Here is a 22,300-nt window from a genome sequence, read left to right as displayed (position 1 = left end):
CCCGGCCGCCCCGCCCCGCCGGTGGCCCGGGTGCCCCCGGTCCACCGGCGGGACAGGCGGGTCTGGAAGACTGCCCGACGCCATGAGCCAGTTACCCGAAGCGCCCGCCGACACCTCCGTACCGACCAGCGCCGATGTGGCGCGCCTCGCCGGAGTCTCCCGGGCCACCGTGTCCTACGTACTGAACAACAACTCGACCGTACGGATCAGCGAACCCACCCGCCGACGGGTCAGGGAAGCGGCCTCAGACCTCGGCTACGTCCCGCACGCGGCTGCCCGCAGCCTGCGCGCCGGACACACCAGGATGGTCCTGCTGGCCGCCGCGCACGTGCCTGCCGGACCACTCCACCAGCGCTTCTACCAGGATCTCCAGACGGATCTGCGCCGCCTCGACTACACCGTCGTGCAGTACGGCAGCGTCGGCCTCGACGCCGACGAGGCGGTCAGGGCGTGGGCGGAGCTCCGCCCCGTCGCGGTCGTCTCGCCGGGCGGCATCACCCTCACCCCGCAGGGCATAGGGGTGCTCACCCGTTCCGGCGCCAAGGCGGTGATCACGCTCGGACCGCAGCCCGTGGACGGCGCCCACGCACTCGTCATGGACCAGCGCCAGGTCGGCGGCTGCGCGGCCACGCACCTGCTGTCCCGCGGCCGCCGCCGGATCGGGGTGGTCATGCCCCAGGACCCCGGTCTCGCGGTGTTCTCCGAACCACGGCTGGCCGGCGCGCTCCGTGCCGTGGAGGAGTCCGGGACCGATGCCCGGATCCAGCCGCTGCCGCTGCGGTACGAGGAGGAGTCGGCCGGGGAGCTGGCCGAACGGTGGCGGACACTCGGCCTGGACGCCGTCTTCGCGTACAACGACGAATACGCCATGCTCCTGATGAGGGCGTTGCAGGACGCCGGAGTCCAGGTGCCCTCGGAGACGGCCGTCATCGGTGCAGACGACCTGATGCTCGGCAGGCTCCTGCGGCCCCGTCTCAGCAGCGTCAGGATGGAACTGGCGACCGCACAGCCGCTCGCGGAGATGATCGACCGCCTCGTCCAGCACCCCGGCGGTGCGCGCGAGCGTCACGACCTGCTGCGGGCCCGCTCCGTGCCACGTGATTCCAGCTGAACGGGTCGTGAGCGGTGTCACGACGTGCGCAGCCGACGGCAGATGTCTAGCGTCTTCGGCATGAGCCATCCGCAGAGCTACGAGATCCTGCTGGTCCCGGAATTCAAGGAGTCCGCCGGCGCCCCCACGCCCGGTGCCGCCATTCGCTCCGCGGTCGTGGCGGCCACGGGGGACACGGGGGCGTCGGGCTATCCGCGCTACGCGGGGGACGGCATGGAGGCGGACATCGACCCGGCGACGCGCACCGTGGAGGCCCTGCTGGTGGACGGAGCGGAACTGGACTACGGCCTCACGGTCCGGATCGCGGAACGGAGGGGCGCAACGGGGACGGGGGAGACGGCGGCGGAGACCGCCGAACGTACGGAGGAGGCCGGGACGGGGGAGGGGACCGCCGAGCCCACGGACGAGACCGGGGACCGCTGAGCAGCTGCTCGCCGCGCCGCGGCCCCCAGGACGGCCCGGCCCGCAGTCCCCCTAGGAGCCCGCGGGCCCGCCCATGCGTGAGGGCCCGGCCGCACCGGCCGGGCCCTCATCACGTCCGCCGCAGGGCCGCAGGGACTACGGCTGCTCCTGCTGGGCCTGCTTCTGCTCCTCGACGGACTTGCGTACCTCGTCCATGTCCAGCTTCCGCGCCTGCCCGATGACGTCCTCGAGGGCGGCCTCGGGGAGTGCTCCGGGCTGGGAGAAGACCGCCACGTTGTCCCGGACGATCATCAGAGTGGGAATGGACCGGATCTCGAAGGCCGCTGCCAGTTCCTGCTGCGCCTCCGTGTCGACCTTGGCGAAGACCAGGTCGGGGTGGCGCTCGGACGCCGAGTCGTAGACCGGAGCGAACTGCTTGCACGGACCGCACCAGGAAGCCCAGAAGTCGATCAGTAGGAAGTCGTTGTCGGTCACGACCTGATCGAAGTTTTCCTTGGTGAGCTCTACGGTGCTCATACTCTGCTACCTCTTCCTCTGCCCGTTCGGACCTGTCCGGCACAACGGTGACGTCGCTTTCCCTATTCCGCCTGCCCATGTGGCAGCGGCGCACACCCACGACCAGACTGTCCTCATGACTGATGCTGGGGAGAACACCGAGTACGACGTCGTGGTGATCGGAGCCGGTCCCGTGGGGGAGAACGTGGCCGACCGCACCCGGGCCGCCGGGCTGAGCACGGCCGTTGTCGAGTCCGAACTCATCGGCGGTGAATGTTCCTACTGGGCCTGTATGCCGAGCAAGGCGCTGCTCCGCCCGGTCGTCGCCCGCGCGGACGCGCGCCGCGTCCCGGGGCTCAGCGCCGCTGTGGAGGGTCCGCTCGACGCGGACGCCGTCCTCGCCCACCGAGACGGGATGACCTCCCACTGGAAGGACGACGGCCAGGTCGCGTGGCTGGAGGGCATCGGCGCGCACATCTACCGGGGCAAGGGCCGGCTGACCGGAACCCGGACCGTTTCCGTGACCGCCCCCGACGGTACGCAGAAGCAGCTCACAGCCCGGCACGCCGTCGCCGTGTGCACCGGCAGCAGGGCCGTGGTTCCCGCGCTGCCCGGCATCGCGGACGTCCGCCCCTGGACCAGCCGCGAGGCGACCAGCGCCAAGGAGGTGCCCGGCCGCCTCGTGGTCGTCGGAGGCGGAGTGGTCGGCGTCGAGATGGCCACCGTCTGGCAGGGGCTCGGCTCCCAGGTGACGATGCTGATCCGCGGCCGGAGGCTGCTCCCCAAGATGGAGCCGTTCGCGGGTGAACTGGTCGCCGAGGCGCTGACCGAAGCAGGCGCCCGGATCCTCACCGGAGTGTCGGCCACCGCCGCGCGGAGGGCGGGCAAGGACGGCCCCGTGACCGTCGAACTGGACAACGGGGAAGAACTGGAGACCGACGAGATCCTGTTCGCCACCGGCCGGGCCCCGCGCACCGACGACCTCGGCCTGGACACGGTGGGTCAGAAGCCCGGCTCCTGGCTCGCCGTTGACGACAGCTGCCTGGTCGAGGGCAGCGACTGGCTGTACGCGGTCGGCGACGTCAACCACCGCGCGCTGCTGACGCACCAGGGCAAGTACCAGGCCCGTATCGCGGGAGCCGCGATCGCGGCCCGCGCACAGAGGACACCGCTGCTGGAGACGGACCGGTGGGGTGCGCACGCGGCGACCGCCGACCACGCCGCGGTCCCCCAGGTCGTCTTCACCGACCCGGAGGCCTCCTCGGTCGGCCTCACCCTCGCGGAGGCGGAAGCGGCCGGCCACCGGGTACGGGCCGTCGACCACGACCTGGCCGCGGTCGCCGGTTCGGGCCTGTACGCCACGGGGTACAAGGGCCGCGCGCGGATGGTCGTCGATCTGGACCGCGAGATCCTGCTCGGGGTCACCTTCGTCGGACCGGGCATCGGTGAGCTCCTGCACTCCGCGACGATCGCCGTCGCCGGCGAGGTTCCCATCGACCGGCTGTGGCACGCGGTCCCCGCCTACCCGACGATCAGTGAGATCTGGCTGCGCCTGCTGGAGGCGTACCGCAGTTGAGTACGGCCCTGTCCGCCGAGACTCCGGAGCAGCCATGAATCGCCGTCCTCCCGACGCCGACCCCGGCCCGATGGGCGACCGCCCGGACGGACCGCCACGGCTGACCGAGGACGAGTTCGGCGTGCTGTACCGGCGCCTGCGCTCCCGCGCCTCCTGGGCCGCGGGTGGCAGAGGCGCTCTGGACGCCGTGACTCCTGCCCTGGTGGTGGCGGCCACGCGGGAGGTACGGAGCGGCCAAACGGTCACGCTCGCCGCGCCGGTGGACACCCTGCCGGGCCCGGACAACCCGGAACCCGCGAAGCACCGGATGAGCGGGCCGCAGGAGGAAGACACTTCGCGCGGTCTCCACTTCGCGAGGGACAGCTTCGCGATGAACGTGCACGGCGACGCCGACAGCCACATCGACGCCCTCTGCCACGTGATCTACGACGGCACACTGCACGGCGGCGTGGCCGCGAGCAGCGTCACGGCGAGCGGGGCGACGGCCCTCTCCATCGCGGCGGCCCGCGACGGGATCGTCGGTCGCGGCGTGCTCCTGGACATCCCGCGTCTGCGCGGCGTGCCGTGGCTCGAACCGGGTGATCACGTGACCGCCGACGACCTCACCACGGCCGAGACCGCACAGGACGTCCGCGTGGGCGAGGGCGACCTCCTGTTCGTCCGGGTCGGGCACCGCCGACGCCGCGCCGAGCTCGGACCGTGGGACGCGGCACATGGACGCGCCGGCCTCCATCCGACCGCGATGCAGTTCCTTGCGGACCGCAAGGTGGCCGTGCTCGGCGGTGACGGGAACAACGACACCGCCCCGAGTTCCACCGAGGGGGTCGACTTCCCGGTGCATGTGCTGGCGATCCACGCCATGGGCATTCATCTGCTGGACTACCTGCAGTTCGAGGACCTGGCACCGGTCTGCGAGGCGGAGGGACGCTGGTCGTTCCTCTGCGTGATCGCCCCGCTGAGGCTGCCGCATGCGACCGGCTCACCGGTGAACCCGATCGCAGTCCTCTGAAAGCTCCTCGGGTCGCCGCCACCTGACCCACCCGATAGTTTCTGATGTGGTGGTGAATATCCCCATTGCGGGAATTCCTGTCCAGTGCGGCATGGTCCAGAGACCCCGGGACGGGCGCGGCGCTACGGCCAGGACAGCCGATGACTCCTAGAACGGGACCCTCTCATGGCCGACGATCAGCACTACGACGTCATCATCATCGGTACGGGAGCGGGTGGCGGTACGCTCGCGCACCGGCTGGCGCCCACCGGCAAGCGGGTCCTGATCCTTGAGCGCGGCGGCTACCTCCCCCGGGAGCGGGACAACTGGGACTCCACCGCCGTCTTCGTCAAGGGCAAGTACCGTGCGCCCGAGTTCTGGTACGACAAGCACGGCAAGCAGTTCCCGCCGGAGGTCAACTACTACGTCGGGGGCAACACCAAGTTCTACGGCGCCGCACTCTTCCGGCTCAGGCCCGAGGACTTCGGGGAGCTGCGTCACCACGACGGCATCTCTCCGGCCTGGCCGATCCGTTACGAGGACCTGGAGCCGTACTACACCGAGGCCGAGCACCTCTACCTCGTGCACGGCCGCCACGGCGAGGACCCCACCGCAGGCCCCGCCAGTGCCCAGTACGCGTACCCGCCGGTGGAGCACGAGGCCCGCATCCAGCAGCTCAGCGACGATCTGGAGAGGGTCGGCCTGCACCCCTTCCACCTGCCCATCGGCGTGAACCTCACCCAGGACGAGAACGGCCGGGCCGCCCACGACAGCGTCTGCATCCGCTGTGACAGGGTCGACGGCTTCCCCTGCCTGGTGGGCGCGAAGTCCGACGCGCAGGTGATCTGCGTGGACCCGGCGCTCACGTACGACAACGTCACGATGGTGACCCATGCCGATGTCCGGCGCCTGGAGACCGACCCGACCGGACGCACGGTCACCGGAGTCGTCGCCGAACTCAAGGACGGTACGACCGAGGAATTCAGCGCCGACATCGTGGTGGTCGCCGCGGGCGCGGTCAACTCCGCCGTCCTGCTGCTGCGTTCGGCCAACGACAAGCACCCTGCGGGCCTGGCCAACAGTTCGGGCGTGGTCGGGCGCCACTACATGCGGCACAACAACCTGGCGCTGATGGCGGTGTCGAAGGAACCGAACCCCACCAAGTTCCAGAAGACACTGGCGCTGAACGACTGGTACCTGGGCGCGGACGACTGGGAGTATCCGCTCGGCGGCATCCAGATGCTCGGCAAGTCCGACGCCGACCAGATCCACGGCGAGGCACCGCGCTGGGCCGGCGCGGTCATGCCCGACATGCCCTTCGAGGTGCTGGCGCACCACGCCGTCGACTTCTGGCTGTGCGGGGAGGACCTCCCCCTGCCCGAGAGCAGGGTGACCCTCGACAAGGACGACGCCATTCACCTGGCCCTCGACGAGAAGAACAACATCGCCGGGCTGAAGCGCCTCCAGCACAAGCTGCGGGGCATGCTCGGGCACCTGGGCATGCACGAGCACCATCTGCTGGACCACAGCATCTACCTGCACAAGGGCATGCCCATCGGCGCCACCGCGCACCAGGCCGGCACCGTGCGGTTCGGCGACGACCCGCGGAGCTCGGCCCTCGACATCAATTGCAAGGCCCACGACCTCGACAACCTCTACGTCGTGGACACCAGCTTCTTCCCCAGCATCGGCGCGGTGAACCCGTCACTGACCGCCATCGCCAACGCTCTGCGGGTCGGCGACCACATCGCCGCCCGGCTGGGCTGACGGGGGCGGTATTCGGCGTGGCCCGGGGCCCCATGCCATGCCGACGTGCGGATTTACTGGGAGGGACGCAACCTGGGAGGGAAAGTGAGCGTGCCGGCACAGACCTGTGGCCGGGCGGGACCGTCGGGGGAGAACCGGAGGCGATCCGTCCAATGGCATCCGACGACGCGCTGCTGGTCGTGGACGTGTCGGGAACCGTACTCGAGTGGACCCAGGAGGCCGAAGAGGCATTCGGCCGTGCGACGCCGGAAGCGGTGGGCCGGCCCGTCTGGGAGCTGCTCCCCGCCACGGCGGGGTCGGCCGACGAGAATCCGTGGTCGATCGTCAGCCGTGCGGGGGTGGACGGGCTGCTGATCCGGCCCGTGGTCCGCGAGGACGGCTCCCACGCCTGGGGTGTCTACCGGGCAGAGCTCGGAGAGGACGAAGACCCGCTCGGAAAGGCTCTGCTGAAGGCGCTGTTCACTTTGTCCCCCGTAGGGATGCAGATCGCGGACCCGCACTTGCGGATTCTCCGGGTGAACACGGCAGGCAGTGGTGTCAGTGGGATCCCCGCCCACCGTCTGGTCGGGCGTCGGCTGGACGAGGTATTCCGCCTGTCGAGCCCGGAAGCGACGGTGGCGATGGTGCGAGCCGTACTGACCACCGGAGAGCCCGCGATCGACAGGATCCTGGGAGTCAACCCGCCCAGTGACCCGGACCGGGAGCATCTGTACGAGGTTTCGGTGTTTCCGCTCCAGGACCCCGACGGACAGGTGCTCGGCGTCGCGAGCTCCGTGCTCGACGTCACCGAACGTGAACAGGCCCTGTCGCGCACTCAGATCCTCAACGCTGTACGCGAAGACGTGGGCCGCACCCTGGACATGGACACCACCTGTGCGGAACTCGTTCGCGTCCTGGTACCCGCCTTCGCGGACAACGCCGAGGTACACCTTCTCGACCCGGTCATCCGCGGGAACGAGCCACCGGTCGCGCCGGTGTCCCCTGAGGTGCCTCTACGGCGCATGGCCTTCGCCGCCGTGGCGCCCGTTCCTTCGTCGGAGGACCCGGACCTGGAGCCGCTCCGCTTCCCGACGGCCTGGTCGCAGTCACTCACCGACCTGCGGCCCCGACTCATCGTCCACCCCCCGGCCCCTGCCACCCGTCCGTCCGAGGCCCATTCCGCCATCATCACTCCGCTGGCGCTGAGGGGTGGAGTGCTCGGGACGCTGAGTCTCCACCGGTCCACAGGGCGTTCGGTCTTCGAGCAGAAGGATCTCGACCTGGCTCTGGACCTGGCCGTACGCATGGCACTGCACATCGACAACGCCAGGCGCTACACCCGTGAGCACACCATCGCCCTCACGCTGCAGCGTCATCTACTCCCGCAAGGCCCTCCAGGCCGTGTCGCCCTGGAAACGGCCCACTTCCTCAGGCCGGGAGCGGTGGGCGGCGGTTGGTTCGACGTCATCCCGCTCTCCGGCGCGCGTGTTGCCTTCACGGTCGGCCGTGTCTCGGGGGCGGGAATCCAGGCGACCATAGCCATGGGGCAGATTCGGACGGCCATCCAGACCCTGTCCTCGCTGGATCTCGAATGCGACGAGTTGCTGGCCCGGCTGAACGACACGGTCGCGCGCCTTGCCGCCGAGCGATCCGCCCCCGGCCCCGTACACGCCTCGTGCGAAGAGGAGTTGACCGCTGGGTGCCTGTACGGCATCTACGACCCACTGACTCTCAGATGCACGATCGCCCTCGCGGGTCACCCGCCCCCGCTGATCGCCCACCCCGGTGCCGAGGACACGGTCATCCCTGATATTCCCCAAGCTCCGCCTCTCGGCACAGGCACGGACGGCGCGGTGTTTGCCTCCACCTCGTTCGACCTGAGCGAGGGGAGCATCATCGGGCTCCACACCGAAGCCTTCCTGCCGCAGGAAGATCCCCGTGCCGTTGCCCGGCGGGAGGAACTCCAGGAGATCCTCGCCGACACCGGCCGCTCACTGGACACGCTGTGCGAAGAGATGGTCCGGAAAGCCGCTCCCGAGGGGTACGACACCGACGCCATCCTGCTGCTCGTCCGCGCTCAGGCCCTCGAGGCCGACCGGGTGGCCACGTGGGAACTGGCGGCGGATCCCGCTGCCGTGGCCACCGCACGTGAATGGGCCCGTCGGCGGCTGGCCGGCTGGAGCCTCGACGAACTCACCTTCGGTACGGAACTCATCGTGAGTGAACTCGCCACCAACGCCATCCGCTACGGCAGGCCCCCGCTCGAACTGCGCCTCATCAACGGCCCGACCCTGACGTGCGAAGTGAGCGACTCAAGCCTCGTCGCGCCGCACCTGCGCCACGCACAGGCCACGGACGAGGGGGGCCGCGGACTGTTCATCTGTGCCGAACTCGCACAGCGGTGGGGCGCACGATTCACGAGCGAGGGCAAGACGATCTGGACCGAGCAGGAGATGCCCCCGTCGGCACCACCTGCCCAGGTGTAGCGGAACGTCTTCCCCCAGGGGCCATTCCGTCTCCTCCCACCCGAGATGCGCCTCCTGGCCGGGTGGCCGAGATTGGAGGCACAGGTCCCCTCGAGGGACGTCCGTGACGCGGAGGATCCTCCATGACGAGAGAGACGCCGGCGGCCGCCGCCCACGACGAGGACCGCGGACCGTCGACCTCCCTGGTCCTGGTCGTCGGCATGTCGGGCTCCGGCAAGAGCACCGTGGGCCGGCTGCTCGCCGAGCGGCTCGGCTGGTCCTACCGGGACGCGGACGACTTCCACTCCGCGACCGCCCGAGCCCGGATGGCAGCCGGTCAGGCGCTCACGGACGCCGATCGCGAGCCCTGGCTGGATGCCATCTCCGCATGGCTGGACCACGAGATCGCCGCGGACCAGCCGGCGGTCGTCACCTGCTCCGGTCTCAAGCGTGCCTACCGCGACCGGCTTCTGTCCGGGAGGCCCGAAGTGCGCCTGGTGTACCTGCATGGCACACCGGAGCTGATCCGCTCCCGGCTGTCCGGCAGGCGAGGCCACTTCTTCCCGGCGAGCCTGCTGGAGAGTCAGATCGCCGACTTCGAAGAACCGCAACCGGACGAGCGTCCACTGGTGGTGGAGATCGATCAGCCGCCGCCGGAGATCGTCGCCGCGCTGACCTCGCTGCTGCACCACGCCCCCGCACCCGGCGGGGCACCCCACGGGGGCGCCGCGGAACCCGTTGCCCCGACCGCAGGGACCCCTGTCAGCCCGACAGGTGAACAGTGGACCCTGTCGTGGAAGGGACAGAAAGCCGTCGTGGTCCAACTGGGCGCCGCCCTGCGCCACTACGAGGCGGACGGCCGGGCCCTGCTGGACGGCTTCGCGTCCGACGCCCCCATCACCGGTGGCAGGGGGCAACTGCTCGTCCCCTGGCCCAACCGCATCGGCGGCGGCCGCTACCACTTCGAAGGCGCTGACCTGCAACTCCCGCTCACCGAGCCCGAAAAGGGAAACGCGATCCACGGCCTCCTCCGCTGGGTCCCGTGGCAGTTGCAGGCCCGGAGCGAGGAGTCGCTGCGGCTGGGTACCGTACTCCGTCCGCAGCCGGGCTATCCCTTTCTGCTGGACGTGACCGCCGAGTACCGGCTGGGGCCCGCCGGCCTCGATGTCGTGGTCTCCGCGACCAATGTGGAGGACGGGCCCGCTCCCTACGGCGTGGGCCAGCATCCGTATCTGACACTCGGCACAGGCCCGGTCGACACGGTTGTGCTGACCGTGCCCGCACGGGACCGCATCCTCACCGACGACCGGGGCCTGCCCATCGGCCAGGAGCCTGTCGCAGGATCGGACTTCGACTTCCGTACGGCTCGCCCCATCGGCTCCCTGCAGCTGGACACCGCCTTCGGCCTCGACCGCGTCGACGGCGACGTGGCCGTCGTACGGCTGGCCCACCCTTCAGGCGATCACGGAGTGGCTGTCAGGCTCGGCGAAGGCGTTCGGTACGTGCAGATCTACACGGGCGACACGCTGCCGGAGACCGAACGCCGTCGGGGCGTCGCGGTGGAGCCCATGTCCTGCCCTCCGGATGCCTTTCGAAGCGGCTTCGGCGCCGACGTACTGCAGCGGGGCGACACCCATGTGCTCCGATGGGGCCTCGAGGCTTGGCGGCGGCCACCCTCCTGAGCCCATGAGCCGAGTGCGGGCTCCGCGGCTGAGCCGACCGGGGGAAGCCGCTCCGTCCGATGGCCCAACCGCAGCACGCCAGGGCTGCCGCCGCGCTCGTCCGGTGATTGCCTGATCCCGCCTGCCGGGCAGCGGCCCGGCAGACCCAGGAGCGGCGCAGCGAGGAGACAGGGCATCATGGATTCCCACGTCCAGACATCGCGGGGTGCTCTGCCGGCCAACCTGCTCGGCGGCCAGACGGCACTGGTGACCGGCGCCAACTCGGGCATCGGCAAGGCCACCGCCATCGGACTCGGCCGGGCCGGTGCCAACGTGGTGGTCAACTACGTGAGCGGGCGCGACGCCGCCGAGCAAGTGGTCGAGGAGATCACCTCGCTCGGGGTCCGCGCGGTGGCCCACGAGGCCGATGTGTCGCAGGAGAACCAGGTGACCGCGATGCTGGACCGGGCGGTCCAGGAATTCGGGACACTGGACATCCTGGTCGCCAATGCCGGTCTGCAGCGTGACGCCAAATTCACCGACATGACGCTCGCCCAGTGGCAGAAGGTCCTCGACGTCAACCTCACGGGCCAGTTCCTGTGCGCGCGGGAGGCGGCCAAGGAGTTCCGTCGGCGCGGAGTGATGCCGGAGGTCTCCCGGGCGGCCGGGAAGATCATCTGCATGAGCTCGGTCCACCAGATCATCCCCTGGGCAGGGCACGTCAACTACGCCTCCTCCAAGGGAGGCGTGCAGATGATGATGCAGACCCTGGCCCAGGAGCTCGCACCGGAGAAGATCCGGGTGAACGCCGTCGCCCCCGGAGCGATCAAGACCCCCATCAATCGCAGTGCCTGGGAGACACCGGCGGCCCAGGAGGACCTCCTGCGTCTGATCCCCTACGACCGCATCGGGGAACCCGAGGACATCGCCCACGCGGCTGTCCTTCTCGCCTCGGACCTCATGGACTACGTCGTGGGGACGACCCTCTACGTCGACGGCGGGATGACGCTCTTCCCCGGGTTCGCAACCGGCGGCTGACCTCTTTCGCAGGTCCCGAACAGCGAAGGCGGTTATGCACACCTCGGTCCACCTGCTGGCCGGCACACCGGATCAGCTCCTGCCGGCCAGAGAACTCATGGCCTTCACCCTGGCCTCCCACATCATCCTGGTCCCCTTGGGCGTGGCCCTTCCCCTGATCACCCTGGTCATGCACTACCGCGGGCTGCGCCACAAGGACGCGACAGCGCTCCTGCTGGCGCGACGCTGGTCGGCGGTCATGGCGGTGCAGTTCGCCGTCGGTGTCGTCACCGGCACCGTGCTCTCCTTCGAGTTCGGTCTGCTCTGGCCGGGGCTGATGGGCCGGTGGGGCGACGTCTTCGGAATCGGTTTCGGGGTCGAGGCCTGGGCGTTCTTCCTCGAAGCGGTGCTCATCGCCATCTATCTCTACGGATGGCGGAGGCTGAAGCCCCGGACACACTTCCTGCTCGGGCTGCCGCTCCCGGCCACCGCGCTGCTCGGGGCATTCGGCATCCTTGCGGCCAACTCCTGGATGAACACACCGCAGGGCTTCTCCCTCGACTCCGCAGGCAAGCCGACGGACGTGAACATCTGGAAGGCGATCTTCACGCCTATGTTCGGGCCGCAGTACTGGCACTTCGTCGTGGCCATGCTGCTGACCGCGGGCTACATGGTGGCCGGCGTCTACGCGGTCGGCCGGCTGAGGGGACGTCGTGACCGCTACCACCGGCTCGGCTTCACCATTCCCTTCACCATCGCCGCGGTGGCGACCCCGGTGCAGTTCGTCCTCGGCGACTCGATCGCCCGGTCGGTGTTCCACAAGCAGCCGGTGAAGTTCGCGGCCATGGAGATCGTCTGGAAGACCGACACCCGCGTACCGGAGTACCTGTTCGGTCGCCTGCACTCCGACGGTTCCGTCTCGGGCGGCATCAAGGTTCCGCTCCTCGACTCCGTTCTGGCCGGATTCAGCCCGGACACCAAAGTCGTCGGGCTGACCTCCGTGCCGCCGGACGAACGGCCGACCGTGGTTCAGGCGACGATCGCGCACTGGGCCTTCGACATCATGGTCCTCATCGGCTCCGCCCTGGTCCTCCTCGCGCTCTGGTACGGCCTGGTGTGGCTGCGGCACCGCAGGCTTCCCGAGTCCAAGTGGTTCTACCGCAGCGCGGCCTGCGCGGGTGTGGCCTCGGTGGTGGCTGTGGAATGCGGCTGGATCGCGACCGAGGTGGGACGCCAGCCCTGGATCGTCTACCAGAACATGCGCGTGGCCGAGGCAGTGACGGCGACGCGATCGTCCACTTTGTGGATCATGCTCGGTCTGGTGATCGTCGTGTACGTGTTCATCTTCGGCTCGCTCCTGGCCGTTCTCCTCAAGCTGCGCACCCGATGGCGGCTCGCCGACGCACAGCAGGCCGCAGGGCATCCGGCGGACGAGCCGGAGACAGACAGTCCGTACGGCCCCCGGTCGGCTGTCCCCGCAGGTGACAGCGCCGCCGGTGGCTCCACCAGGTCCCGGGGTGACGGGCGGTGATGGCCGACCTGATGGCAGTGGTGCTGCTGCTGGCCGTCACCGCGTACACCTGCGCGGGCGGTACCGACTACGGGGCGGGCTTCTGGGACCTGACCGCGGGAGACGCCGAACGCGGCAAGCGCCCGCGATGGCTCATCGATCACGCGATGGCACCCGTGTGGGAGGTCAACAACGTCTGGTTGATCTTCGTCTTCGTCATCATGTGGACCGGCTTCCCCACCCTGTTCCAGGCCGTGTTCTCCGCGATGTGGCTGCCTCTGGCCCTGGCCGCGGTGGGCCTCGTCCTGCGCGGCGCCGGTTTCGCCTTCCGCAAGGTCGCCCGCCGGCTCGCGGAACGGCGTCTCTACGGTGCCGTGTTCGCCTGCGCCTCGCTCGTGACGCCGTTCTTCCTCGGCGCCGCCGTGGGCGGTGTCGCCTCAGGCCGGGTGAAACTGGGTACGGAGGCGTCGGCAGACGCCTGGTCCAACCCCACCTCGGTCATGTTCGGCCTCATCGCCGTCGCCGCGACTGCCTTCCTGGGCGCCGTCTTCCTGACGGGGGACGCCCGCCGCTTCGACGCACCCGACCTGATCGGCTACTTCCGGCGGCGCGGGCTGGTGAGCTTTGCCGTGCTCGTCGTGCTGGTGGTGATCACCCTGTTCGTCACCCGTGAGGACGCCCCGCACGTGTGGCACGGGCTCACCCGCGGGGTGGGGCTGGCCTTCGGTATCGCCGGTGCGGTGGCTGCTCTCATCACGGCGTGGCTGCTCGTGCGGAGACCGGGCGGCTGGGCCCGTGCCTCTGCCGTCGGCGCCATCGCGTGCGCGGTTCTGGCCTGGGGCATGGCTCAGCGTCCCTACCTCCTCCCGACATCGTTGACCGTCGCCGAAGGCGCGGGCGCGTCGGCCACGCTGACGTGGCTGGCGTTCGTCACCCTTGTCGCGCTGGTGATCGTGGTACCGGCCGTCGTCTTCCTGTACTGGCTCGACACCAGAGGTGATCTGGAAGAACTGTCCGAGGCCGACCTGCGGAGAGGCGGCGAATCTCAAGGCGGCAGGGCCGGAACCACCTGACCGTCGGTACGGCCGAACTTCTCCTGCGTCAGGACTCCACCGAAGGGGGTTGCTGTGACCGACGACGAGATCCTGCTCGGGATCGCACTGACCGTGGTCCTCGCCACCGGCTCACAGATCCTGGCGAGCAGACTGCGCGTGCCCGCTCTGATCATCCTGCTGCCGGCAGGGTTTGCAGCCGGCGCCCTGACGGACGTCGTCCACCCCGACCAGCTGATGGGGCAGAACTTCGGCGTCCTCGTGTCGATGTCGGTGGCGGTGATCCTCTACGACGCCGGTCTCGGGCTCAACCTGCGCAAACTGACCGGCCGCACACGGTGGATCGTCGGACGACTGCTGCTGCTCGGAGTGCTCGTCACGTTCCTCGTCACGTCCGCCGTGGCGCCGGCGATGTTCGACATGCCTCTCCGAGTCGCCTGCATGCTCGGCGTGATTCTGGTCGTCTCAGGTCCCACGGTCGTGGGCCCCCTCCTCGACTTCGTACGGCCGACGGACAAGGTGCGCCGCATCCTCATCTGGGAAGGGACCCTGACCGACCCGATCGGCGGCATCCTGGGCGCACTGGTCTTCCACGCCATCGCCACCACCCACCAGGTCGACATCGGCCGCGGCTACCAGATCGGTCAGTTCGCCATCAGCATGGCCGTCGGGCTGATCGGCGGGGCGGTCGGGACCGCGCTGCTCTGGCTGACGCTGCGCACCTTGCGGCTCGGCGAGACGCTCGGGACGCTGGCTCAGCTGGCCACCGTCATCGCGGTGTCCGCCGTCGCCGACATCATCAGGGACGACACGGGACTCATCGCCGCCATCGTCATCGGGCTCGCCGTCACCAACATCAACGGGTTCGACATGCCCGCACGGCGCCCCTTCTTCGAGACGCTGGTCCAGCTGATCATCGGTCTCCTGTTCGTCTCGATCTCCGCCACGGTCACGCCTGCCTCCCTGGTGCCGGTGCTCCTGCCCGCACTCGCCCTCATCGCCATCCTGGTCCTCGTGGTGCGCCCCCTCGTCGCGTACGTTTCGACCGCGGGCTCGGGACTGACGGCCGGCGAGCGGGCCTTCGTAGGGTGGATGGCCCCTCGCGGCATCGTCGCGGCAGCCACAGCCACGGCGTTCTCCGCGAGCCTCGTCGACAGGGGAGTGGACGGGGCAGCCAGAATCCTTCCCGTCACGTTCCTCGTGATCGTCGGCACGGTCCTCCTGTACGCCCTCAGTGCGGCACCGGTGGCCAGAAGGCTGGGCATCGTCAAACCCACCGGGACACGGATCCTGCTCGTGGGCGGTGAGCCGTGGGTGGTGGACCTCGGGAGGAGTCTGCGTTCCGCCGGCCTCGACCTGCTGATGTGGGCAGGCCGCGCCCAGGAGCGCCAAGTGATCACGGACGCCGGTATCCAACTCGCCGAGGGTGACCTGCTCGCAACGGCCACCAACCCGGGTGCCCGGCTGGAGGGGGTGACCGCGGTCTACCTGGCGACGAACGACGACGACTTCAACGCGCTCGCTTCGGTCGTGATGCAGGACAGCGTCGAAGGACCCGTCTACCGGGTCGGGCCTCCTCACGACAGCCTCGGAGTCGTGGCTCCCTACACCGGCGGGGACATCCTCTTCGGCAGACCGCTCGTTCGCCACAACCTGGCCGCGCGGTACGAAGCCGGCGCGCGGTTCCTGGTTCAGCCGGCTTCCGATCCGATGCCGCCCGGGAGCGAAACCCTCTTCGTGGTGCGTGAGGACCTGAAGCTGGAACCCGTTACCGAGAAGCGGCGGGTGACTCCCGGGGAAAGCGACAGCGTTGTGCTGCTGACCTCCGGCACCGGGAAGTGAGGCGCATCGTGATGTCCTGGGCGTCCGCGTTCCGGCTGCGGCAATACGTGAAGGCGAACCTGTGGATCGCGCCGATGTTCGGTCTCGTTCTGGGAGTTGTCCTGGCCGAACTGGCCGTCACCGCTGACAGTGCGGACTGGCCACCGAGTGGCTGGCGCTATTCGGCGACGACGGCGAGCGGAGTACTGAGCTCCATCGTCGGGGCGATGATCGCCCTTCTGGGATTCGTCGTGACCATCGGTGTTCTCGTCATTCAGCAGGCCACCGGAACGTTGTCCCCACGGTACATGCGCCTCTGGTACAGGGACCGGCTGCAGAAGACCGTGCTGGCCACCTTCACCGGTACGTTCGCGTTCTCCTTCTCCCTGCTGCGCAGTATCGAGTCGAATTCGGTGCCGGACCTCGGGGTCACCCTCGCCGGCGCGGCCGTGGCCGTCAGCCTGTTGCTGCTGCTCATCTATCTCAACCGCTTCACGCACAACCTCAGGCCGGTCGCCATCGCCGATCTCGTCGGCCGCATGGGGGAGGACGTCTTCGAGCACGGGGCGGAGGCGGTCAGGGCCTCAGCCCCGCACAGTGGTGAAACTCCGGTGCGGGACGTACGGATGACCGCCGTCCGCGCAACTTCCGGCGGGGCCCTCCAGGCCCTCCACGCCGACGGCCTCTTGGCACTCGCCACGCGCCACGACTGCGTGTTCACCGTGCCCCACCTGATCGGTGACTACGTCCCCCGGGGCGCCGTCCTCGTCGAAGTCCACGGTGGCACGTCCACCCCCGACGACGAGCGCGTGACCGGTCTCATCGCGCTCGGTCCCGAGCGGACGATCGAGCAGGACCCGGCCTTCGCCGTGCGCGTGCTCGTGGACATCGCCATCCGCGCCCTGTCGCCCGCCGTGAACGACCCCACCACCGCCGTACAGGTCCTCAATCACATCGAGTCGTTCCTCACCCGGATCGGTCAGTCGCCGCTGTCCGACCGGCATGTGCTGGCCGGTGACGACGGCAGGCCGCGACTCGTGCTGCGGGGGAGGACGTGGGAGGACTACCTCCAGCTCTCCGTTTCCGAGATCCGCGACTACGGGGCGACGTCCATGCAGGTCTGCCGAAGGCTGCGCGCCCTGTTCGACGGGTTGCTCGACAGCCTGCCGCCCACCCACCATCCGGCAGTCCGAGTGGAGGGGGATCTCCTGCGAGAATCGGTGGAACGGGCCTTCCCCGATGCGGCCCGCCGTGTCGCTGGACAGACGGCCGACAGCCAGGGCGTGGGCGGCCGGTCCCGGCCTAGTGGATAGCTGGTGGGGGTCCGCTCACGCCGGGCCCGAGCGCCCGCTCAGTTCGGCTCCACCCAGCCGTGCCGGACGGCATGGCCGCCGAGCTGCATCCGGGTCCGGACCCCGGCCATGTCCATGAGGTGGCGCAGGCGGCGGTGCAGGGTGCGTGGTGACAGACCGAGCTGAGTCGCGGCCGTCGGATCGGTCAGGCCGGCCAGCAGCAGGGCAAGGATCTTCCGGTCGAGATCGGTCGGGCCTTCCGGCCCGAGTCCGACGGCGGGTTCGGATTCTCCGCCGGTTCCCGACAGTTCGAGCGGGTGCGCGGTGCGCCATACCGTCTCGAACAGCGCGTCCAGCGCATCCAGCAGGCCGCTGCGGTGCAGCAGCACGGCGCCGGGTTCCCCGGCCGGCGTGACCGCGAGGGGAACGAGGCCGAGGTCGGCGTCGGCCAGTACGAGCTTCATCGGCAATTGGTCGGCGACCCGCAGTTGCACGCCCTGGCGCATGGAATCGACCGCATCGGCGATGATGCCCGGTTCGGCCAGCACGGCCCTGTCCAGGACCGCACGGAAGTGCACGCCGCGGCCGATGGCCATGGGTTCGGCCGAGTTCTCGCCGGGCGGCACGGCCACGAACGGTGCGGTGATGAAGGTGCGGACCTGCGTGCGGGCTGCCTGCTGCACCTGGAGGAAGCGATGCCGGATGGCGTCGACGCCCGTGACGACCTCGATCAGATCGCTGATGCTGTTCCCGGTCATCGCCGCCCGGTGTTCCTCGGCGAAGGTCACCAGTGCCTGCTCGGCCATGCGCAGGCCGTCCTGGCGCTGGCTGATGAGAGCGCCGAGGGCCATGGCAGGCGGCGCGGCGGTGAACAGCTCGTCCGCCGACCTGATCACCAGTCCCCACCCGACCAGATGACACAAGGCCTTGTCGATGCGGGCCTGCGGCATGTCGAGCTCATCCGACAGCAGCACCGTGGTGGAGTTCGGCCGTCCGAGCACCGCCCGGTAGACGCGCTCGTCATCGGGTTCGAGGCCCAGAACATCCAGCATCGGCGACCGACTCTCCCTTGCTTGCCGCAGCGGGGAGAGTATGCGCCATGGTGGCAGTCCCTGAATAGTCCCAGCTGGGAGCAGGTGCGAGGGGAAGGGCCCCGGGGAGTCGCCTCCCCGGGGCCCGACAGTGCGGCTCATCGCAGGCCGTACGCCCGGATGATCTCGTTCTTGACGCTGTAGCCGCGGTCCGTCGCGGCGCTCGCGCGGACCGACACGAAGCCGCCGGGCTTCTTGGCCGTCTTGAACGAACCGTTCCAGTAGCCGCCGGAGCCCTTGGACAGTGTCACCTTCTGCCAGGTGACGCCGTCGTCGTACGAGACGTCCAGCTTCACCGTGGTGACCTTGCCCGGCACCGTGTCGAGGTTCATCGACACCGGCTCGAGCGCGATCCGCTGCGTGGAGTTGGCCTTGACGTCGCCGTGCAGGTCCGACTCCAGCTCGTAGTCCAGGTTCAGCACCGAGAACGGCTCGAAGTAGTCCGAGTCGACGGTGTCGGACATGAACGTCCACTCGGAGTGGGTGCGCGTCGACAGTCGGAAGACGTCACCGGGACGCTCCACGTCGAGGACGGTGCGGTAGGGAAGGTTGCCCGCCGGCACCTCCACCCACTGCATGTCCCCGCTGACCGGGTTGTCGTGGATCAGCTTGTCGCCCTGGAACACCTGCAGGTGGGACGGCGTCTCCCCCCAGGGCAGGTAGCCGCCCAGCCGCATGTTGTCGCTGGCGGAGGCCCATGCCTGCACGTTCCAGGTCATGTAGTTCTGCCAACGGGAGTTGTACACACCGAAGGACTCGCTCTGGGCGGGGCGGGTCAACGGAGCGAACCAGTTCAGACGGCTGGTGCTGCCCTTGGCGTACGTGTTGTCGCCCGACACCATCACCCACGGCAGAGGGCCGTCGACACCCTGTGCGTGGAACTCCCTCCAGACCTGGCCCGGGGTCACCCATTCGGTGCGGGTTCCCGGGTGCCACTCGAGCTCGGGCATGTTGAACGACGGGTTGAGGGTGAAGTCGGACCGGTAGCCCTCCGACAACTTGCCCTTCGTGGCTGAGTAGTAGCGGGCGTCGATCCGGGCGAGGTCCCGCTGGGACGGCTTGTAGACGAGATCCCGGTCCGGGACCTGGCCGGGGTAGTCCCGGGTCAGGTCGTAGACGAACGGCGTGTGCTCGGTCTGCTTCACCGTCAGCTTGAAGATGCCGGCCTTGGCCGTCGCGATGAGGGCCTTGCCCGCGTCGCGGTGCACGGTGGCGACGGGGATCGGCGACTCGCCGACGTACTCCGTCAGGCCCCCCACACCGTCGTTGACCACGATCAGTGCCTTCGCACCGGCCGCGACCGCTGCCTCGGTGCGCTCCTGCGGCGAGACCTCGTCGCTGCGCGTGATGACGACGACCTTGCCCTTGGCGTCGACCTTCTCGTACGCGGTCGCCGCGCCGTTGCCCGCGTGGACGGCGGTCAGCGTGTCCGTGGCGGTGCCCAGGGAGCTGCCCGCCTGCACCATGGCGTCGAAGCGGAGCCGGCCGCCCAAGGTGCTCAGGCCGAGCTGCGGCTCCCCCTTGCGCCAGCGGGTGATCAGCATGAACTCGCCCTGCTTCATGGGCTCCGTCGGGGCGACGTAGACGTCGTCGTACGTCGGCGGCACCACGTAGGCGCTGCGGTAGTCCATGTACGGGTCGAGGCCCTTGTAGTGGACGTTGAAGTCGACCTTGCGCTGGCGGTCCTCGGTGCGCTGCGGCGCCTCGGTCTGCAGCAGGTTCGCCTTGCTCGCGTCCAGCACCACATTCGCGGGGCTGTCCTTGAGCACGGTCTCCGGGTCGACCAGCACGGCCACGCCCGAGCGGTCCGCCTTCTCGCCGGCCACGTCGAGGTACCCCGCGACGGTGTACTGGCCGGGTGCCATGCGCATCGTGGTCGAGCCCTCGACGTACACGTTCCACGGCCAGGAGTCGCCGGCCAGGTTGATTCCGACCCAGCCGCTGGCGGGCTTGCCGTCCCGGCCGACCAGCTCGATGTTCAGGTCGTAGCGCTCCTCCTCCTTGAGCAGCGCGACGGACGTGCGGGTCACGGGCTTCCCGGTGGCCGCGTCGGTGGCTGTCACAAAGCCGACGTGCCGGCCCGCCGAAGCGGCTTGCGGGTCACCGGTCACCGGGACGGCGGCGGTGCCGCCCGCGGGGACGGTCACCGTGGTGGCTCCCAGCGCGAACGGTCCGCCCTCGTTGGTCAGAGCCAGGTCCAGTGTGACCTCGGCGGAACCGGTGTTGGTGTACGTCAGGTCCTTCGTGACGGCGACGTCCTCCGGCTTGTGCGGCCAGGTGTAGTTGCCGAAGAAGAGCGATCCGGTGCCACGGACCGTGGTGCGCACCGCGGCGGCCACGTCGAGGCGGCCGGTGCCGACCTCGTACGGGGAGTACCCGGCGTCCAGGCCCTTCGCGGTGCTCATCAGGTGTTCCTTGAGCTGCGCGCCGGTCCAGTCCGGGTGCTGCTGGGCCAGGATCGCCGCCGCACCGACCACGTGCGGGGTGGCCATCGAGGTACCGCTGATGGTGCGGTAGAGGCCCTCACCACCGTCGGTCATGTCCTGGGAGCGGGCTGCGGTGATGTCCACGCCGGGTGCCGCGATGTCCGGCTTCATGGCGCCGGAGTAGCTCAGCGGGCCGGTGCTGGAGAAGTTCGCGAGCTGGTCCTGCTTGTCCGTGGCGGCCACGGTCAGCGCCGAGGCGGCCGCGCCCGGGGCGGAGATGCTCTCCGGGCCCGAGTTGCCGGCGGCTATGACGAACAGTGTGCCGTACTGCGCGGACAGCGCGTCGACCGTCTGCGACATCGGGTCGCTGCCGTCCGTCGGGTAGGAGTCGCCGAGGCTCATGTTGACGACGTCCGCACCGGTCTCGGCGGCCCACTGCATGCCGGCGATGATCCAGGAGTCCTGGCCGTAGCCCTCCACGCCGCCGAGCACCTTGCCGACGTACAGGTCGGCGCCCGGGGCGACGCCCTTGTTGTCGCCACCGGAGGCGGCTCCGGAACCGACGATCGTGCCGGCCACATGCGTGCCGTGCCCGTTGACGTCGGTGACGCCCTCACCCGGCACGAAGCTGGCCGTGTCGTCGATCTGGCCGGCGAAATCGGGGTGGCCGGCGTCGATACCGGTGTCGAGCACCGCCACCTTGACGCCCTTGCCGTTGTACCCGGCGGCCCAGGCCTCGGGCGCGCCGATCAGCGGCACGCTCTCCTTGAGGTTGGCCTTCACCCGACCGTCGAGCCACAGCTTCGCCACACCGGCGCCCAACTTCGCACTGCCCTGCGGCGCGACGTTGCTCCAGAAGGTGCGGGTCTGCCGCTTCTCGGTGCTGAGCACGGCACCGCTGATGCCCTTGAGCTTGCGGGTCAGCTTGCTGCCCCGGGGAGCGGTCGGCTCGACCGACGAGCGGGACTTCGACCGGTCGTACGTCGCGATCAGCGGCACCGCGGCCGACTTCGCGTCGTCGTAGCCCATCTCGATCAGGTCGGTGACGTTGAACAGCCGCCTGTCCAGCTTGTCCGTGCCGAGGAGCGGCGCGGCCTCGTCCGGGATGACGAACAGGTCGCCCTTGATCTTCTGGATCTTCACGCCGCCGACGGCGCTGTCCGGCCGGTCGACGTCTGCGGTCTGCTTGCCGTCGGCCATCGTGGTGACCGTGACGACGTCGCCGGTGACCAGGGTGACCTTGTGGGTCGCCGAGGGCTTGGCGGGAACGGAGGGCTTGCTCGGAGCGGCCTGTGCGGGTGCTTGCAGAACGGCAAGCCCCGACGCCAGCAGCGGCACCGCGGTGGCAACCGAGATCAGTTGCCAGCGCCTGCGCCGGAAGGCGGAAGGCTGAGAGGGGGAGGACATGCCATGGGTTTATCCGGCGGCGACGTCCGGTGTGAAGGCTTGATGGCGGCAAGTCGTTGCCATGGCAATGACTTGCCAGACAAAATCGGCCTGTATACGGGCAAGGCTCACTTGTCGGCCCGGTGAACGTGACGGCGAACGCCAGGAACTCGCCGGGAGGATCGCTGCGCGCGTGCCTGACTGCGGTGAGTTCCGGCCCAGTTGCCCAGCCTCCCGATG

Annotated in this window: 15 protein-coding genes; 12 read left to right on the top strand and 3 right to left on the bottom strand. The window is 69.5% G+C overall.

What is annotated here, in order from left to right:
* The first annotated feature begins 82 nt into the window (after positions 1–82).
* Together OG844_RS13390 and OG844_RS13385 are read left to right on the top strand one after the other, a co-directional pair.
* The gene (locus OG844_RS13390; RefSeq protein ID WP_406390165.1) at positions 83–1,111 is read left to right on the top strand and encodes a LacI family DNA-binding transcriptional regulator; all 1,029 of its coding nucleotides are present in this window, start codon (positions 83–85) and stop codon (positions 1,109–1,111) included.
* 60 nt (positions 1,112–1,171) lie between these two features.
* Positions 1,172–1,534, top strand: coding sequence for a hypothetical protein (locus OG844_RS13385; protein ID WP_406390163.1), 363 nt, complete (start codon positions 1,172–1,174; stop codon positions 1,532–1,534).
* A gap of 135 nt (positions 1,535–1,669) precedes the next feature.
* Here OG844_RS13385 and trxA read toward each other — a convergent pair whose 3' ends face one another.
* On the bottom strand, positions 1,670–2,050 hold the full coding sequence (gene trxA / locus OG844_RS13380) for a thioredoxin (RefSeq protein WP_329204989.1): 381 nt from the start codon (positions 2,048–2,050) through the stop codon (positions 1,670–1,672).
* 115 nt (positions 2,051–2,165) lie between these two features.
* On the opposite strand from trxA, the gene OG844_RS13375 reads away from it, so the two are divergent.
* From OG844_RS13375 to OG844_RS13330, 10 genes are all read left to right on the top strand, one after another.
* Positions 2,166–3,605: a dihydrolipoyl dehydrogenase family protein gene (locus OG844_RS13375; RefSeq protein ID WP_406390161.1), complete on the top strand. Its 1,440-nt coding sequence runs from the start codon at positions 2,166–2,168 to the stop codon at positions 3,603–3,605.
* A gap of 70 nt (positions 3,606–3,675) precedes the next feature.
* Positions 3,676–4,614 (top strand): cyclase family protein, encoded by a 939-nt coding sequence (locus OG844_RS13370; RefSeq protein ID WP_406396110.1) that lies wholly within the window; start codon positions 3,676–3,678, stop codon positions 4,612–4,614.
* A 165-nt stretch (positions 4,615–4,779) separates the two neighbouring features.
* Positions 4,780–6,360, top strand: coding sequence for a GMC oxidoreductase (locus OG844_RS13365; RefSeq protein ID WP_406390159.1), 1,581 nt, complete (start codon positions 4,780–4,782; stop codon positions 6,358–6,360).
* A gap of 152 nt (positions 6,361–6,512) precedes the next feature.
* A complete protein-coding gene (locus tag OG844_RS13360; RefSeq protein ID WP_406390157.1) occupies positions 6,513–8,825 on the top strand; it encodes a SpoIIE family protein phosphatase in 2,313 nt (770 codons plus the stop codon).
* A 122-nt stretch (positions 8,826–8,947) separates the two neighbouring features.
* Positions 8,948–10,486: a gluconokinase, GntK/IdnK-type gene (locus tag OG844_RS13355; RefSeq protein ID WP_406390155.1), complete on the top strand. Its 1,539-nt coding sequence runs from the start codon at positions 8,948–8,950 to the stop codon at positions 10,484–10,486.
* Positions 10,487–10,663: 177 nt separating this feature from the next.
* Positions 10,664–11,503: an SDR family oxidoreductase gene (locus OG844_RS13350; RefSeq protein ID WP_406390153.1), complete on the top strand. Its 840-nt coding sequence runs from the start codon at positions 10,664–10,666 to the stop codon at positions 11,501–11,503.
* 34 nt (positions 11,504–11,537) lie between these two features.
* Positions 11,538–13,013: a cytochrome ubiquinol oxidase subunit I gene (locus OG844_RS13345; protein ID WP_406390151.1), complete on the top strand. Its 1,476-nt coding sequence runs from the start codon at positions 11,538–11,540 to the stop codon at positions 13,011–13,013.
* Positions 13,013–14,065: a cytochrome d ubiquinol oxidase subunit II gene (locus OG844_RS13340; protein ID WP_406390149.1), complete on the top strand. Its 1,053-nt coding sequence runs from the start codon at positions 13,013–13,015 to the stop codon at positions 14,063–14,065. The genes OG844_RS13345 and OG844_RS13340 overlap by 1 nt, the downstream gene beginning before the upstream one ends.
* Before the next feature lie 54 nt (positions 14,066–14,119).
* Positions 14,120–15,886, top strand: a complete 1,767-nt coding sequence (locus tag OG844_RS13335) for a cation:proton antiporter (protein WP_406390147.1) — start codon at positions 14,120–14,122, stop codon at positions 15,884–15,886.
* A gap of 11 nt (positions 15,887–15,897) precedes the next feature.
* Positions 15,898–17,178: a DUF2254 domain-containing protein gene (locus OG844_RS13330; protein ID WP_406390145.1), complete on the top strand. Its 1,281-nt coding sequence runs from the start codon at positions 15,898–15,900 to the stop codon at positions 17,176–17,178.
* A 38-nt stretch (positions 17,179–17,216) separates the two neighbouring features.
* Here OG844_RS13330 and OG844_RS13325 read toward each other — a convergent pair whose 3' ends face one another.
* Together OG844_RS13325 and OG844_RS13320 are read right to left on the bottom strand one after the other, a co-directional pair.
* Positions 17,217–18,209, bottom strand: coding sequence for a helix-turn-helix domain-containing protein (locus OG844_RS13325; protein ID WP_406390143.1), 993 nt, complete (start codon positions 18,207–18,209; stop codon positions 17,217–17,219).
* Positions 18,210–18,346: 137 nt separating this feature from the next.
* Positions 18,347–22,081: a S8 family serine peptidase gene (locus OG844_RS13320; protein WP_406390141.1), complete on the bottom strand. Its 3,735-nt coding sequence runs from the start codon at positions 22,079–22,081 to the stop codon at positions 18,347–18,349.
* Between the last annotated feature and the right edge of the window lie 219 nt (positions 22,082–22,300).

Source organism: Streptomyces sp. NBC_00887 (assembly GCF_045207585.1).
The sequence above is the reverse complement of the archived record's forward strand: the minus strand, read 5'-3'. Positions and strand labels throughout refer to the sequence as shown.